The organism is Aminobacter sp. J41 (assembly GCF_000526635.1).
In the GTDB taxonomy this organism is placed as follows: Bacteria; Pseudomonadota; Alphaproteobacteria; order Rhizobiales; family Rhizobiaceae; genus Aerobium.
Map to the genome: position 1 here is coordinate 1 of NZ_JAGL01000003.1, position 14,247 is coordinate 14,247.

The following is a 14,247-nucleotide window of genomic DNA, read 5'->3' on the forward strand; positions in this document are numbered from 1 at the left end:
GAAGGAGCATCGGGCCAAGCTTCACAGCACGAATCCGATCGAACGCCTTAACGGGGAGATCAAGCGGCGCACCGATGTCGTCGGCATATTCCCGAATGACGACGCCATCGTGCGTCTCGTCGGAGCCCTGCTGCTCGAACAGAACGATGAATGGGCCGTTCAGCGTGCCCGCTACATGACGCTGGAAAGCGTCGGACAATTGAGCGATGATCCCTTCATCAGCCTGCCAGCAGTAGCAGCACGCTGACCAACCCGGCCAAGCCGGACAGCACGGCGACCAATGCCGTCAGTTACACCACGCGGTGGGACACCATCCCTCTGGCTACGCCTCGCTCACCAGCGCATCCTTACGCGACGCCATCAAACGGCTGCCGAACGTCCAGCTCAGGTTGAATTCGCCCGTCGCCATTCTTAATCCCGAGAACGCCATCCTTGGGGACGGAACGCTGGTCGAAGCTGACTGCGTGATCGATGCACGCGGTTTTCGGCCGAGCAGCGCAATTGCGTTGGGCTACCAGAAGTTCGTCGGCCTCGAGATCGAGACGGCCGCAGCGCATGGCGTTGTGTCTCCGGTCATCATGGACGCGTCGGTAAGCCAGCTGGACGGCTATCGCTTCATTTACCTGCTGCCGTTCTCATCGACCCGCATTCTGATCGAGGACACCCGCTATTCGGACGGACGCGATCTCGATGGCGGGGAGATAGAGGCGGCGATCCTCAACTATGCCCGCCTGAAGAGGTGGGCGGTTGCGGAAGTGGTGCGCCGCGAGACCGGCGTTCTTCCGATCACACTGGCATATGACGCGGAGAAATTTTGGGGGCAGGCCCCGCAGGAGGTGCCTCAGGCCGGCATGCGCGCCGCCCTGTTCCATCCCACAACTGGCTACAGCCTTCCCGATGCCGTACGGGTCGCCAATCTCGTCGCGGAAAGCTGGCCGGTGAACAGTGCGACGTTGGCCAAAAAAATACGGTCGTACGCGCTTCAGTGGCAACAAGGTCAGCGGTTCTACCGGCTGTTGAACCGTATGCTGTTCCGCGCCGCGCAACCAGAGCGCCGCCATCTCGTGCTGCAACGCTTTTATCGGCTCGATCAGTCACTCATCGAACGCTTCTACGCAGGCCAAAGCACGGCGGCCGACAAAGCCCGCATCCTCACCGGCAAGCCGCCGGTGCCGATCCACAAGGCAATCGCATGTCTGCGCGAGGCTCCTTTTCTGTCCAAGGAGGACGCGTGAGCAACACCAGGACAGCGGCGGTGATCGGCGCGGGCTTCGGCGGGCTTGCTCTTGCGATCCGGCTCCAAAGTGCCGGCATTCAGACCACGATCTTCGAAAAGCGCGACAAGCCGGGTGGACGAGCCTACGTCTACAAGGAGGCGGGCTTCACCTTCGATGCTGGCCCCACGGTCATCACCGATCCCGACTGCCTGGAACAGCTATGGACGTTGTCTGGCCGGCGCCTTTCTGACTACGCGACGCTGCTGCCGGTCGCACCTTTCTACCAGCTCTGCTGGGAAGACGGTTATCGCTTCGACTACGCCGACGACCAGGAGGCTCTGGACCGCCAGATCGCGGCCAAGTCCCCGCAGGATGTCGAAGGATACAGGCGCTTTCTGGCCTATTCGGCAGATGTCTATCGGGAGGGCTACGAAAAGCTCGGGACGGTGCCCTTCCTCAACCTTGGTTCCATGCTGAATGCGGCGCCTCAGCTCGTGCGGCTGGAGAGCTATCGCAGCGTCTACTCGAAGGTGAGCCAGTTCATCCGCGATGAACAATTGCGGCAGGCCTTCAGCTTCCACACGCTGCTCGTGGGAGGGAACCCGTTCGACACGTCCTCGATCTACGCCTTGATCCATGCGCTGGAGCGGAAAGGCGGTGTCTGGTTTGCCAAGGGAGGCACCGGAGCGTTGATCGCGGCGATGGTGAAGCTGTTCGAGGATCTTGGCGGCACGATCCATCTCAATGCGGAAATTGACCGCATCGTGACAAGCGAAGGGCGTGCGTCGGGCTTGGCTCTAGCAGACGGTACGGCCTTCACCTTCGACCAGATCGCGTCCAATGCCGATGTCGTTCATACCTACAGCCACATGCTGCGGGGAACGAAAAGAGGCGACACGCACGGTCGGAAGCTGGCGGCAAGGCGCCACTCAATGTCGCTGTTTGTCATCTATTTCGGCCTTCGCAAACAGCACCCAGAGCTCAAGCATCACATGGTTCTGTTCGGCCGGCGCTACCGAGAGCTCATCGACGAGATATTCAGGGGTCAACGTCTTCCCGACGATTTCTCGCTCTATCTTCACGCTCCCTCAGTGACCGACGACAGCCTCGCTCCGCCGGGGCACAGCGCTTACTATGTCCTGTCGCCGGTTCCTCACCTTGGCACGGCTGATGTGGACTGGGACGCTGAAGGGCCGCTCTATCGCGACCGGATCCTGAAGTATCTCAACGATCGCTACATTCCAGGTCTGCTGGAAGACCTCGTCACCGTCCGCCACTTCTCCCCCTTCGATTTTCGTGACGAACTCAACGCTCATCTTGGCTCGGCGTTTTCAATAGAGCCTATCCTGACGCAGAGCGCCTGGTTCCGGCCGCACAACCGCGATGACGTCATTCCGAACCTCTATATTGTCGGCGCGGGCACCCATCCGGGCGCAGGAATTCCGGGAGTGGTGGGGTCAGCGAAGGCTACCGCCGGGCTCATGATTGCGGACGCGCTGCCATGACAGACGCTGTCGTTGAACGCAGTGAAGAGGACATCGCAAAAGGGTCGCAGAGCTTTGCCGCGGCGGCGCGTCTGTTTGACCGCGCCACCCGTGATGACGCGGTAATGCTGTATGCCTGGTGCCGCCATTGCGATGACGTCATTGACGGGCAGGTGGCCGGGCACGGCCATTCAACGAATTTTCGCGACGGGCAGCGCAAACGTCTCGCCGAACTGCGGCAGAAGACGAGCGCGGCGCTCGCTGGCAACTTTTCGGGCGACTACATATTCGAAGCCCTGCACCGGGTGGTCATCCGGCACGACATCCCGGATCGCCATCCGCAGGAACTCCTGACTGGCTTTGAGATGGACGTGGAACAGCGGCGCTACCGCACGGTCGGGGAAATTCTGGACTACTGCTATCACGTCGCCGGAGTGGTCGGGGTAATGATGGCAATGATCATGGGGGTGCGGGAGAGGGCGGTGCTTGATCGCGCCTCTGACCTAGGGCTTGCCTTCCAGCTCACCAACATCGCCCGTGATGTCGTTGATGATGCCCGGGCGGGACGGATCTATATCCCCGACGAATTGCTGGTGCGCCAAGGGATCGGCGAAATCGTGCCTGAGGATCGGGATCAGTGGCCAAGGCTGCACGCTGCGGCGCTCGACCTTCTCGATCTCGCGGAAAAATACTACGAGTCGGCCTATGCCGGGCTGCCGGCTCTTCCGGCGCGTTCCGCGTGGGCAATTGCCGCAGCACGCCGCATCTATCGCGCGATCGGGCAAAAGTTGCGCGCCGGAGGGCCTTCCGCTTGGGACCATCGCGTTTCCACTACAAAAGCCGAGAAGGTTGCCCTTCTGATGGCTGGGCTTGGAGATGTCGCGATAACCAGGCTCTACCGAGCGACGCGTCCACGCGAAGGGCTCTGGCAGCGGCCGGCGTGACTAGTGCAGGGCAGAGCGCTCGTCGTCACCTGCAAGCGCAGTTTCATCCACGTTCCTGCGGTTTTCCTGCAGCTCTCGAACCAGCTTTTCCACGGGCGGTGCATAGACGAACCCGAATGAGACGCACCCATCCTTGCCTTTGACCGCATGATGCAGCCGGTGTGCCTGGTAGACGCGCTTGAGGTAACCTTTGCGCGGAATGTACTTGAAGGGCCAGCGCTGGTGCACCAGCCCGTCATGCAGCACGAAGTAGAGAAAGCCGTATATCGTAACGCCCAGGCCGATCCATGTGAGGGGGCGCCACCACGTTTCCCCGGCAAGGAACAGCAGGATGGCGACACCTGCGAACACGACCGCATAAAGATCGTTCTTCTCGAGCGCGTGGTCATGCGGCTCGTGGTGCGATTTGTGCCATCCCCAGCCCCAGGCGTGCATGATGTACCTGTGCGACCAGGTGGCGAACCATTCCATGAACACCACCGAGCCTATGACGAGCCCTGCCGGTACCAGATAATAAAGGGCAGTTTCCACCTGATCTCCTTGCCTGCTAAAGGCTCAGCCGCCAGCGTGAGACCACGATGCTGGTGCCGAGTGCCAGAAGGGCCACAACGCCCAGAAGAGAAAGCTCGGGGAGAAGTTCCCTTGCTGGTTCGTCGCGCCACAAGATGCCGTAGTAGGCTTCGATCGCCCAGGCGTTGGGCGTATACCAGCCAATATCCTGTAACCACGGCGGCATCATGAAACGGGGCACCATGGAGCCACCGAGTGCAGAACTCACCAGCAACACAAAGGTTGAGATCGTCTGTGCCTGCTGCTTGCTCGTACATGCCGATGCGGCCGCAAGGCCAATTCCCGCAGCTGCCGCTGCCGCTACAATCGTGATCGCCAGCCATGCGCCGAAGTGCCTAGCAACGTCGAGATCATGCAGGAGCGCCGCTACCAGGAAGATCAACGCTACCTGGATTATTCCCTGGACCGTCAGGAAAAGGAATTTTCCGAGGACGACGACATCGCTTCCGGATGAACCAACTGCAATGCGATCAAGAATGCCGGCATGACGCTCCTCGATGAGCGTTGCCGCTCCCTGAAGCGATGAAAAGAGCAGGAAAAGTATCGATACCGCTCCGGCATAATAGGCAATCGTGGCTGTGCTCGCCCTTCGGACCCCCAACTCCTCGGTGATTACAAGGGGGGGTGGAATCCACAACTCGCGCATCCTTTTCGGCCACCGCCCTCAGTGACGCGTCGAGGCGCACTTTTTGGTCGATCGTAAAGCCGCCAGCCATGCGTTCAACGGTAATGGCAGTCTGCGAACGGGCTTCAATATCCACGCCTGCGGTGGGTTCATCGAGGATCAGAAGTGCGGGGAGGTGAAGGATCGCCGCCGCTATGTTGACGCGACGCTTCCAGCCTCCCGACAGATGCTCGACGCGCTCGTCGAGGCGCTCGGCTACCTGAGAGGCCTTGCTTGCCCAGTCCAGCCGCTCGCAAAGATCACGACGTCTGATGCCGGACAGGCAGCCAAATACCTCGAGGTTTTCCCTGATGGTCAGATGCGAATAGAGAGCGAGTTCCTGCGGGGCGAGGCCGAGGCGCCGCACCCGGTCTTTTCCGCGTGATCCACCAACCGCCACGGCTCCGGCTTGCGGCTTCAGCCGTCCGCAGATGGTCCGGATCAGCGTCGTCTTTCCCGCACCGTTCGGGCCGAGGAGGCCGAAAATCTCACCCTTAGCGATTTGCAGCCTGAGGTTGTTCAGAACCTGTCGCGATCCGTAGCCCACCGACAGACCGTCGATACTGAGCGGCTGCACTTCATGCTCCATGGAACGCGATCTTGCTCTTCAGGTATCGCTCCATCAACGCTTCGATGGGAGCAGCGCGAACACCCGACGCGTGAAGCGCCTTGGTTGCCTCATCTATGTGTTCAAGGCAGGTCATCCGCGCCCGGCGCTCGCCGTAAAGCGAAACGATCGTCGCCTTGTCGTCATCCTTGTTGATGTCCTTGCCGATAACGGCAGGATCGCCCGATACGTCCAGAAGATCGTCAGCGGTTTGGAAGGCTAGACCCAGATGCCGGGCGAAGGTGCGGACATGACCGATCTGCATGCGGGTCATGCCACGGAAGGTCGCCCCCATTTCGGCGCACGCCACAAACAGGACACCGGTTTTCAGCCAGTTCAGGCGTTCGATATCGTCCTCGGCGCGGAGACCGGCCCTGCCATTGAGATCGATCTCCTGACCTGCAACCAAACCCGAATGTCCGACAGCGTTGGACAGGCTTACGGCCAGTCTGGTTCTGACCGCCGGCGGCACGTTGAGTTCGGCGATGATACCGAATGCGCGTGTCAACATGGCAATCGCACTCAGGATCGCCGTTGCCTGGCCGAATGCGACATGCGTCGTCGGGCGCTCGCGCCGCATCTTTGCATTGTCCATGCAGGGCAGGTCATCCAGGATGAGCGAGGCCGTATGGACCATTTCAACGGCACCGCAGAGGTTTAGTACCGCGTCTTCACCACCTGCGTCCGGCTCGGCGATGAGATAGAGCAAAACGGGCCGGACCCTTTTGCTTGGTGCCATCAGCGCATGCTCCATCGCCGCCGTCAGGTTTTGAGGAATCTCGCTCGAGCCTTCCAGCAAATGCCGCAGACGCCTCTCTACTGCCTCTCGAACACCTAAGGCGTAAACAAGGGCCGCAGTATCGGAAGCGTCGTCGCGCACCGTTTCGGGCGGCATCATGTTCCGCCCCCTGGCGCTGCGCGCAGGCAGCCGTAAAAGGACAAGATTATGGATGGTTGAAACCCGCCAGATGCAGGCAAGTTAATGAGGGACCGCCGTGCGCTTAACTCTCGAAGGGGACCGCTCATTGTCGATCAGCCGTAAGAACGATCATCTCGACATTGTCCTTTCCGGACGGGGGGCTTCCTCCGTCAGTGCAGGTTTTGACCGCTTTGTCTTCGAGCACGTTGCGCTTCCTGAAATAGACATGGATGAGATCGAGGTCGGCACCCGCTTTCTGGGCAAGCATATAAGCGCCCCGCTTCTCGTCAGTTCCATGACCGGTGGGCCCGAACGCGCGGAATTGATCAACGCCAATCTGGCGACCGCATGCGAGGAACTGAAGATCGCTTTCGCCGTCGGCTCCCAGCGCGTGGCGATAGAGGCGCACGGCGATGCCGGCCTCAGCCGCCACCTGCGCGAACTTGCTCCCTCGATCCCCCTCCTGGCCAATTTCGGTGCGGCCCAGCTGAACCTCGGGTTCGGGCAGGATCAGGCAGCACGCGCGGTGGAGATGGTGGGTGCCGATGCCCTCATCATTCACTTGAACCCGCTGCAGGAAGCTGTGCAGCCGGAAGGCGATCGCAACTGGCGCGGGCTTTTGCACGCCATCGAGCAGCTGGCGCGCCGCATTCGCGTCCCTCTGGTCGTCAAGGAAGTTGGTTGCGGCATTTCCGGGCGTCTGGCGCGCCGTCTGGTCGATGCAGGCGTCTCCGTCATCGATGTGGCCGGCGCTGGCGGGACGAGTTGGGCGGCCGTTGAGGCCGAACGGGCATCCTCGCCTCTTCAGGCTGACGTCGCCCGCGCCTTCATCGGCTGGGGCCAGCCGACAGCGGAAGCCATTGCCGAAGTACGTGACGCTTGTCCCGAAGCTTTCATCATCGGTTCCGGCGGCATTCGCGACGGCGTCGATGCTGCCAAGGCAATGCGCTTGGGGGCTGACCTGGTCGGGCAGGCTGCCTCGACGCTTGATGCCGCGACCGTTTCGGCGGACGCCGTCGCGGATCACTTCCGGGTGATGATCATGCAGCTGAAGGTCACCTGTTTTTGTACCGGTTCCAGTGACCTCGTGTCGCTGCAGGCGTCACGACTTCGTCGTCTCGATACGGCAGGTTCCTACGCCAGCGATGTGCCAGTCAGGAGACGAAGTGCGCCAGCGACGAGACCGTCGCCGATCAGCAGATAGACCGCAACTTCGATGGCAAGCACCAGAAAGAGCGCCAGCGTCCAGTTCAGCCTCGCGGCGATGGCTGCTCCGAGCAAGGTGAATAGCGTATCGCCCAGTGAGTTGGCCAGGCTGTCGCCGCCATAGTCGAGATTGCTGCTCCAGCTCGCGAAACGGTCGATTATGAACGGCGTGTTTTCCGCGACTTCCCAGATCGCGCTGCTTGCCGTGACGGCGATTGCAAGGCGGGCCATGCTCCAGTCGGGACGGAGGCCGGCGAGAAGGTGAAAAAGGCCGATCCCGAAAGCAGCGTGAAGGAACGAGTAGTGATCGGCGAAGTGCTGGGAATTGTGGGCGGGGGACGGCGTTCCTTCCCAGAGCTTGAGCACTCCGCAATCGCAGATGACTGGACGACCGATAAGGTGCAGGATCATGATCTTCGCGATGATGATCATGACGACCGCGAGCGTGGCTTCCGATTTGGGACGTGGGGTGACGGCGGAAAAATTCATCAGGGCAGAACTATTCACGCTTGAACAAGTTCAACTGAGGTCGAAACACAGCGGGAAGTCGCGTTGCGCTTGGCACTCATCTGTCCGCCCTTTCCGAGCCATGTTCAGGTGTTCGGCACCTTGGCTTGCGCCCTCCAGAGCCGGGGCCATGAGGCAATACTGATCTTGCAAGAGGGAGCGGAGGCGTTCCTCTCCAACCACGCTCAGTATGTGCTCGTCCCGTCGCCGCCAGGTCTGACGACGCAGGTGCTTCTTCAGCGCGCGGCGAGGCCGGCTGGGCTTTTTGGCGTGCTGCGCACGGTGGCTGACAGTGCCGCGACGACCGAGAACCTGTGCAGGTATTTGCCGGAGATCCTGCATCGCGAAAGCGCTGACGCTGTCATCGCTGACCAGATGGAGCCTGCCGGAGGGCTAGTAGCCCGCCATCTTCGGCTTCCGTACCTTTCCCTTGCGAGCGCCCTGCCTTTGGAACGGGATGAGCGGATCCCGCCACCATATCTCGATTGGCCCTACGCGAAGGATGAACCGGGAATCAGGAGAAACCGCGGCGGGGAGATGGTTTCGAGACAGCTCCTGAGCTGCCAGCGGCGAATGATCAGGCAGTGGGCTAAGCGCTTCGGGCTCGAGGAACTGGAGACTCTGGAAGATTGCCTCTCGCCGCTGGGCACGATCGCCCAGATGCCGCAGGCGCTGGACTACCCGCGCACGCAAGGCGTGCGTTCCTTTCTGCAGGTGGGGGCGATCCGTGACCCAAAGGGCGGTGAAGAAGTCACGCCTGAAATCGATCCGCAACGCCCGTTCGTGTTCATGTCGCTTGGAACGCTGCAGGGGCACCGGATCTCTCTGTTCAAAGCGGTGGCGCGCGCGTGCCGTCAGCTAGATGCGCAGCTTCTCGTCGCTCACTGCGGATGCCTCAACGCGGCGCAGGCAGCCAGCATCGATGCGACGTGGGTCACGGATTTCGTGCCTCAGCGCGAGGTGCTTGCCCGCGCAGACATATGCGTCACTCACGGCGGTCAGAACACGGTGCTCGATGCTCTGGGGGCTGGAACACCGGTACTGGTCATACCCATTGCCTTCGACCAGCCAGGTATTGCGTCGCGCGTCGTTCATCACCACGCCGGCCTGAAACTCTCCTTGCGCTTTCTGACCGCCAGAAAGGCGGGGCGGGCCCTCAAAACCCTCCTTGAAGACCGGTCCTACAGCCGAAGCGCCCGCTCTCTTGGGACGCAGCTACAATCTGACGGCCTTGCACTCGCCTGCGCGCAGATCGAGCGGCTGCTTACCCCGCATGTGCGTGATGAGGAGCGGCAGCACGAACAACAGTAAGGCGAGGATGAGAAAGTAGCTGCGGCACTCAGCTACGGTGCTCATTTTGCGCTTCGGTGCGCTGCTCAGCATGTCGGTAGCAGACCACTTCGAGCACGATCTCGACATGATGGCTTCGGACGCAAGGATCGCTCACCTGTCAGGCGGCGGCGGAAAGCTTCTTCAGGTCCCTACCCATTGGCTCTTAGCGTGTGGAAAATTTCCCCCGGAAAGGCCTCCTGGGACCACTTGTGCGGGTGAGGGCGATTTGCTACATGCCCGTTGCCGGTCGCAACCGGCCCCTGTCATGATGCGGTCGTGGCGGAATTGGTAGACGCGCAGCGTTGAGGTCGCTGTGGGGCAACCCGTGGAAGTTCGAGTCTTCTCGACCGCACCATTCTCTCCCGAAAGCCTGTTGCTCCAGTTGCTTGGCCGTCGAGCGGGCCACAGCACGACCATTCTCAATATGCGGCTTAGCTCCTGTCGTGCCGGCAGGAGGGTCCGATCTAGGCCCGGCTTCAGCAGGCAGGTTTGGCCGTCGTGGCTCTGGTGGTTGCCAGCGCTATCGCGCGACTGTGACCACAACCGAGCGCCCGACGCCGCCGCGCCCATAAATCTCGACCAGAACGACGGCGCCGCCACGCATCACGTCGCGCGCGGCCTGACGCGAAATTGAGCCAGATCGCAGCATGCTTTCGAAGGCAGCGCGGTTGTTGGCGTCGTGAAAGAAGCTGTCGCCCTCATCCAGCCGATCGCGGATCCGAAACCGGTGATAGTTGGCGCGGTCCTGGCGCAGTACCTGCCATGGCTGGCTGAGCCGGGCGCCACTCGAGTTGATCAGATCGCGCGGGCCGATTTCGGCGATGTATTGCTCGATCAGCACATCGCCCCTCGGAGCGGACTGGATGATGGATTGTGCCCCGGACGTGGCGGGCAGGGCGGCCAGCGCAACCAGTCCTGTGACCGTACCTCGAATGAATTTCCTCACCATGCCAGGCAGCATCGATCATCCTCCCGCTCGCTGCATTCCCCGGTTCTTTATAACCAGCGGCAAAGGGCGAGTCGCGCCCGGGCACCGCGAAGAACGGCAAAACGCAAAACGGCGGGCCGAAGCCCGCCGCAATTAAAATCCTTAGTCGGCCGCCGGCGCGCCGGCGCAGAGCTTGTTGCCGATTGGATCGCGCAGATAGGCGAGAAAGAGCTTGCGCGGGCCGACCTGGCGCACGCCCGGAGGGTTTTCGCAGGTGGTGCCGCCGTTAGCGATGCCCGCCGCGTGCCAGGCTTCGACCAGTTCCGGGCTCGCCATCTTGAAGCCGATGGTGCCGCCATTGGCATGGGTAGCCGGCTCGCCGTTGATCGGCTTGGTCACCAGGAAGCGCATGCCGTCTTTGGAATAGACGACACGGCCCTTCGGATCGATCTGTCCGGCCTCGCCGCCGGCTGCAAGGAAAATTGCGTCATAAAAGGCCTTTGAAGCCTCAATGTCGTTCGCGCCGACCACGATGTGGCTGAACATTCATGCCCCTCCTCAGTGAGTGTGTTGCCGCCAAGGAGCTAGACTGATTCCGGAGAGCCGCCAAGGCAAACCGGAGCAGCCGCGCGGTGCTTCCCGATCATGTGAACTGAAACCTCGCGGGAGCCGGCGCGTTGCTCGTGGCTGGCCTGCAACATCATCTTGCTATCCTTTGGAGAGATAAGGCAGATGGGTTCCGCACGGCTCCGCTCCGGGTTAAACGGCATAGTCACGAACTGAAAGGCGGGAGGCGCTTTTGGAAAATCCGCAAGACCGGCCTCCTGAATTCGAAGTCCGCGATTCCGTTATGGAGGGCGGAATCTACGACGAATCCGGCGTGCTGCGGCCCGAGTTCCTAAACCGGGTGACGACGGCGATCGCCGAGGGCGACACCGAGACGCTCAAGCAGAACGTTGGCGAGCTTCACCAGTCGGAGGTCGGCGACCTTCTCGAGACGCTTTCGCCCGACCAGCGCCTCGCGCTTGTTGAGCTCATGGGCGCGGACTTCGACTTCTCGGCGCTGACCGAGGTCGACGAGGCCATTCGTCTCGACATCGTCGAGAACCTGCCGAACGAGCAGATCGCCCAGGCCGTCCAGGAACTGGATTCGGACGACGCGGTCTACATCCTTGAGGACCTCGACCAGGAAGACCAGGACGAGATTCTCGCGCAGCTGCCGTTCACCGAACGGATCAGGCTGCGCCGGTCGCTGGACTATCCGGAAGATTCGGCCGGCCGCCGCATGCAGACCGAATTTGTCGCCGTGCCGCCGTTCTGGACGGTCGGTCAGACGATCGACTACATGCGCGAGGACAGCAATCTGCCGGAATCGTTCAGCCAGATTTTTGTCATCGACCCGACCTTCCGCCTGCTTGGGACAGTCGATCTCGATCGCATCCTGCGCACCAAGCGCGCGGTGAAGATCGAGGAGATCATGCACGAGACGCGCCACGCCATTCCGGCCACCATGGATCAGGAAGAGGCGGCGCACGAATTCGAGCAGTACGATCTTCTCTCAGCCGCCGTCGTCGACGAGAACGACCGCCTCGTCGGCGTGCTGACCATCGATGACGTCGTCGACGTCATCCAGGAAGAGGCCGAGGAAGACCTGATGCGCCTTGGCGGCGTCGGCGATGAAGAGCTGTCGGACTCGGTGCTGGCGACCTCGCGCTCGCGCATTCCCTGGCTGATGGTGAACCTGTTCATGGCCTTCCTCGCCGCTTCGGTGATCGGCCTGTTCGACGGAACGATCCAGCAGATCGTGGCGCTCGCGGTGCTGATGCCGATCGTGGCTGGCATGGGCGGCAATGCCGGATCACAGACCATGACGGTCACCGTGCGCGCGCTCGCCACCAGGGACCTCGACATCTACAACGCTGGCCGAATCATCCGCCGCGAGATCGGGGTGGGGCTGATCAATGGCATCATCTTCGCCACCCTGATCGGCATCGTCGCCGGCTTCTGGTTCTCGGACCCCAACCTCGGCGGCATCATCGCCGTTGCGATGGTGATCAACCTTCTGGTCGCCGCGCTGGCCGGCATTCTGGTTCCGCTGCTGCTCGACAAGGCAGGGGCGGATCCTGCTGTTTCGTCGGCGGTTTTCGTGACCACCATTACTGACGTCGTGGGCTTCTTCGCCTTCCTCGGCCTTGCGACCTGGTGGTTCGGTCTCCTCTAGGTGCACTCCTCCAAGAGGGGAGTTTGACTTTTACGTAAGTGCCGTGGCAAACATGCGCGAGCGGCAGGACAAGCGAAATGCGTGAATATTACACCATCACCGAGCTGACACGGGAATTCGACGTGTCGACGCGGACCCTTCGCTTCTACGAGGACGAGGGGCTCATTTCGCCGATAAGACGCGGACGGACCCGTCTGTTCCGTCCGTCCGACCGTCATCTGATTCGTCAGATCCTTCGCGGCAAGCGTCTCGGGTTCTCGATCGCGGAGATCCGCGAGATCATCCAGATGTACAAGGAGCCACCGGGCGAGGTGGGCCAGCTCAAGCTGATGATCCGCAAGATCGAGGAAAAGCGCGAGGAACTGCGCCAGAAGCGGCGAGACCTTGAGGAGACTCTCGCAGAGCTCGACAACGCGGAGGAAAGCTGCGTTGAGCGGCTGGTCGAGCTTGGCGTGACCACCTGACCGGACAGGCAGTCCTCATAAAGCTGGCACAAGGCTTCGGGTATCGCAGGTCGCACTGAGCCGTGTTATCTGCGAACCAATGAACGCAGCCGCCTCCGCCTCTCCTGACACGCACTCGACACGCATCCGCTGGTTCTTCCGCGGCGTGTCCGCGGCGGTATCGATTCCCGGCCTTATCCTCATCAGCGCGTTTGTCGGCTTTGCGGGCCTCGCCCGCGAGGCAGGCATCACGCTGCCGCAGGCCGTGTTCATGACCGGCCTCGTTTGGGCGCTGCCTGCCAAGGTGGTGCTGATCGGCGCCATCATGTCGGGCGCGTCGCTGCCCGCAGCCGCCCTTGCCGTCAGCCTGTCGTCGGTCCGCCTCACCCCGATGGTTGTGGCGCTGATGCCAGAGCTGCGCAGCGAGCGCGGCCGGCCGATCGTGCTCTACCTGTTGTCGCACTTCGTGGCGGTGACTTCGTGGGTCATCGCGATGGAGAAGGTGCGCGAGGTCCCGCGCGAGATGCGCACCTCCTGGTACGCCGGCCTTGGCGGATCGCTTGTCCTGGGCAACATGGTGGTCGTCGCGTTGGTCTATGCCGTCGCCGGCAGCTTGCCGCCGATCCTGTCAGCCGCGTTGCTGCTTTTAACGCCGATCTATTTCCTGACTTCGCTCTGGGGATCGGCGCGCGAAGCTGCGAGCCACTACGCAATGATCTTCGGGATCGTGCTTGGCCCCGTATTCCACCTTTTCATGCCGGGGGGCGATCTGATGGCTGCCGGGTTCATCGGCGGAATCGGCGCCTATGTCCTTTACCGGTTGCGCAAGGGGCAGGGCGCCTGATGACCTTTACCGCATTTGACAGTTGGTGGTGGCCCTACCTGTTCATCCTGATTGCCGGCTCGCTTGCGACCGACATCTGGCGCTTTCTCGGCGTCTATCTCGGCGGGCGGATCAGGGACGATTCGGAGGCGCTCGTCTTCGTGCGCGCTCTGGCAACGGCACTGGTGGCCGCCGTCATCGGCAACCTTATCGTGTTTCCGTCGGGAGCTCTGGCTGCCGCGCCGCTCTTGTTGCGGCTTGTCTCGGTGCTGGTGGGTTTTGCTGCTTACCTGAGATTCGGCAAATTGGTGATCGTGGGGATCATGGTGGCGGAGGCCGTGCTGATCGGCGGCCTCTACCTGATCGGCTTCGAAGCCTAGCC

Annotated in this window: 17 protein-coding genes and 1 tRNA gene; 11 read left to right on the forward strand and 7 right to left on the reverse strand. The window is 61.7% G+C overall.

Features of this window, described 5'->3' with window-relative positions; all coding sequences use genetic code 11:
• From L630_RS20945 to L630_RS0102860, 4 genes are all read left to right on the forward strand, one after another.
• A partial coding sequence (locus L630_RS20945; protein WP_034329240.1) for a transposase occupies positions 1-247 on the forward strand: 247 nt, incomplete at its 5' end.
• A 55-nt stretch (positions 248-302) separates the two neighbouring features.
• Positions 303-1,235 (forward strand): lycopene beta-cyclase CrtY, encoded by a 933-nt coding sequence (crtY, locus tag L630_RS0102850; RefSeq protein WP_084465720.1) that lies wholly within the window; start codon positions 303-305, stop codon positions 1,233-1,235.
• Complete coding sequence (locus tag L630_RS0102855; protein WP_024846775.1) at positions 1,232-2,722, forward strand: phytoene desaturase; 1,491 nt, start codon at positions 1,232-1,234, stop codon at positions 2,720-2,722. The genes crtY and L630_RS0102855 overlap by 4 nt, the downstream gene beginning before the upstream one ends.
• On the forward strand, positions 2,719-3,645 hold the full coding sequence (locus L630_RS0102860; protein WP_024846776.1) for a phytoene/squalene synthase family protein: 927 nt from the start codon (positions 2,719-2,721) through the stop codon (positions 3,643-3,645). The genes L630_RS0102855 and L630_RS0102860 overlap by 4 nt, the downstream gene beginning before the upstream one ends.
• Here the strand turns inward: L630_RS0102860 and L630_RS0102865 are convergent, their stop codons facing one another.
• The 4 genes from L630_RS0102865 to L630_RS0102880 are packed head-to-tail and all read right to left on the reverse strand — an operon-like array spanning position 3,646 to position 6,384.
• A complete protein-coding gene (locus L630_RS0102865; protein ID WP_024846777.1) occupies positions 3,646-4,176 on the reverse strand; it encodes a sterol desaturase family protein in 531 nt (176 codons plus the stop codon).
• Positions 4,177-4,192: 16 nt separating this feature from the next.
• Complete coding sequence (locus tag L630_RS23115; protein WP_245263649.1) at positions 4,193-4,786, reverse strand: ABC transporter permease; 594 nt, start codon at positions 4,784-4,786, stop codon at positions 4,193-4,195.
• On the reverse strand, positions 4,686-5,468 hold the full coding sequence (locus L630_RS22360; protein WP_084465723.1) for an ABC transporter ATP-binding protein: 783 nt from the start codon (positions 5,466-5,468) through the stop codon (positions 4,686-4,688). The genes L630_RS23115 and L630_RS22360 overlap by 101 nt, the downstream gene beginning before the upstream one ends.
• Entirely contained in the window at positions 5,458-6,384 is a 927-nt protein-coding gene (locus L630_RS0102880) for a polyprenyl synthetase family protein (protein WP_084465726.1), read from the reverse strand. Before L630_RS0102880 ends, L630_RS22360 begins: the two co-directional genes overlap by 11 nt.
• Before the next feature lie 127 nt (positions 6,385-6,511).
• Here L630_RS0102880 and fni point away from each other — a divergent pair, with 127 nt between their 5' ends.
• Positions 6,512-7,609 (forward strand): type 2 isopentenyl-diphosphate Delta-isomerase, encoded by a 1,098-nt coding sequence (gene fni / locus L630_RS22365; protein WP_084465729.1) that lies wholly within the window; start codon positions 6,512-6,514, stop codon positions 7,607-7,609.
• On the opposite strand, the gene L630_RS20950 is transcribed toward fni, so the two are convergent.
• Positions 7,540-8,100: a DUF2585 family protein gene (locus L630_RS20950; protein WP_024846782.1), complete on the reverse strand. Its 561-nt coding sequence runs from the start codon at positions 8,098-8,100 to the stop codon at positions 7,540-7,542. The genes fni and L630_RS20950 overlap by 70 nt on opposite strands.
• A gap of 69 nt (positions 8,101-8,169) precedes the next feature.
• On the opposite strand from L630_RS20950, the gene L630_RS0102895 reads away from it, so the two are divergent.
• Together L630_RS0102895 and L630_RS0102900 are read left to right on the forward strand one after the other, a co-directional pair.
• The gene (locus L630_RS0102895; RefSeq protein ID WP_198019529.1) at positions 8,170-9,429 is read left to right on the forward strand and encodes a glycosyltransferase; all 1,260 of its coding nucleotides are present in this window, start codon (positions 8,170-8,172) and stop codon (positions 9,427-9,429) included.
• Between the two features lie 291 nt (positions 9,430-9,720).
• Positions 9,721-9,805, forward strand: a tRNA-Leu gene (locus L630_RS0102900).
• Positions 9,806-9,970: 165 nt separating this feature from the next.
• Here L630_RS0102900 and L630_RS0102905 read toward each other — a convergent pair.
• Together L630_RS0102905 and L630_RS0102910 are read right to left on the reverse strand one after the other, a co-directional pair.
• Positions 9,971-10,411: a hypothetical protein gene (locus tag L630_RS0102905; protein ID WP_245263643.1), complete on the reverse strand. Its 441-nt coding sequence runs from the start codon at positions 10,409-10,411 to the stop codon at positions 9,971-9,973.
• Positions 10,412-10,540: 129 nt separating this feature from the next.
• A complete protein-coding gene (locus L630_RS0102910) occupies positions 10,541-10,924 on the reverse strand; it encodes a VOC family protein (RefSeq protein ID WP_024846785.1) in 384 nt (127 codons plus the stop codon).
• Positions 10,925-11,228: 304 nt separating this feature from the next.
• Between L630_RS0102910 and mgtE the strand changes: the two genes are divergently transcribed.
• From mgtE to L630_RS0102930, 4 genes are all read left to right on the forward strand, one after another.
• The gene (gene mgtE, locus L630_RS0102915; protein ID WP_024846786.1) at positions 11,229-12,599 is read left to right on the forward strand and encodes a magnesium transporter; all 1,371 of its coding nucleotides are present in this window, start codon (positions 11,229-11,231) and stop codon (positions 12,597-12,599) included.
• 77 nt (positions 12,600-12,676) lie between these two features.
• A complete protein-coding gene (locus L630_RS0102920; RefSeq protein WP_024846787.1) occupies positions 12,677-13,063 on the forward strand; it encodes a MerR family DNA-binding transcriptional regulator in 387 nt (128 codons plus the stop codon).
• Between the two features lie 79 nt (positions 13,064-13,142).
• A complete protein-coding gene (locus tag L630_RS0102925) occupies positions 13,143-13,886 on the forward strand; it encodes an AzlC family ABC transporter permease (RefSeq protein ID WP_024846788.1) in 744 nt (247 codons plus the stop codon).
• Positions 13,886-14,245, forward strand: a complete 360-nt coding sequence (locus L630_RS0102930; protein WP_024846789.1) for an AzlD domain-containing protein — start codon at positions 13,886-13,888, stop codon at positions 14,243-14,245. Before L630_RS0102925 ends, L630_RS0102930 begins: the two co-directional genes overlap by 1 nt.
• Positions 14,246-14,247 lie beyond the last annotated feature (2 nt).

Coding starts and splice junctions, on each gene's coding strand:
- L630_RS0102860 (WP_024846776.1), top strand. CDS start 2,719: ATGACAGACGCTGTCGTTGAACGCAGTGAAGAGGACATCGCAAAAGGG.
- L630_RS22360 (WP_084465723.1), bottom strand. CDS start 5,468: ATGGAGCATGAAGTGCAGCCGCTCAGTATCGACGGTCTGTCGGTGGGC.
- L630_RS0102880 (WP_084465726.1), bottom strand. CDS start 6,384: ATGATGCCGCCCGAAACGGTGCGCGACGACGCTTCCGATACTGCGGCC.
- L630_RS20950 (WP_024846782.1), bottom strand. CDS start 8,100: ATGAATTTTTCCGCCGTCACCCCACGTCCCAAATCGGAAGCCACGCTC.
- L630_RS0102905 (WP_245263643.1), bottom strand. CDS start 10,411: ATGCTGCCTGGCATGGTGAGGAAATTCATTCGAGGTACGGTCACAGGA.
- L630_RS0102910 (WP_024846785.1), bottom strand. CDS start 10,924: ATGTTCAGCCACATCGTGGTCGGCGCGAACGACATTGAGGCTTCAAAG.
- mgtE (WP_024846786.1), top strand. CDS start 11,229: ATGGAGGGCGGAATCTACGACGAATCCGGCGTGCTGCGGCCCGAGTTC.
- L630_RS0102920 (WP_024846787.1), top strand. CDS start 12,677: ATGCGTGAATATTACACCATCACCGAGCTGACACGGGAATTCGACGTG.
- L630_RS0102925 (WP_024846788.1), top strand. CDS start 13,143: ATGAACGCAGCCGCCTCCGCCTCTCCTGACACGCACTCGACACGCATC.
- L630_RS0102930 (WP_024846789.1), top strand. CDS start 13,886: ATGACCTTTACCGCATTTGACAGTTGGTGGTGGCCCTACCTGTTCATC.